Origin of the sequence: Psychrobacter sp. TB20-MNA-CIBAN-0197, assembly GCF_040309765.1 — a bacterium.
Lineage (GTDB): Bacteria > Pseudomonadota > Gammaproteobacteria > Pseudomonadales > Moraxellaceae > Psychrobacter > Psychrobacter submarinus.
The window spans coordinates 1-275 of sequence record NZ_JBEOPC010000517.1 but is presented as its reverse complement, the minus strand read 5'-3'; the positions used below and the strand labels follow the sequence as shown (position 1 = coordinate 275).

General features: G+C 49.5%; 1 protein-coding gene. It reads right to left on the bottom strand.

Annotation, left to right across the window (positions count from 1 at the left end; genetic code table 11):
- Positions 1-273 (bottom strand): MFS transporter (locus AAEY83_RS14755; RefSeq protein WP_351060058.1); only part of this gene is annotated, 273 nt, incomplete at its 3' end.
- Positions 274-275 lie beyond the last annotated feature (2 nt).

Genomic DNA, 275 nt, shown 5'->3' with positions numbered 1-275 from the left:
CACTAAGCACAGTGCAAAAAGCGAGAAAATAACGGTGCCCCACCAGTCAAATGGCGATTTTTTATCGTTTTTCCACTCACCATGTAAACACAGTTTAATGGTAATGAGCAGCATAAGTACCAAGGGGATCTGCGAGTAAAACACGGCGCGCCATCCCCACATTTCAGTGAGCCAACCACCCATTGCCGGGGCTGCGCTGAGCCCTATATACACACATGCCGCAGAGGTGCCCAGTGCCATCCCTCGTTTATTATCAGGTGTGACAGAGGTAATGA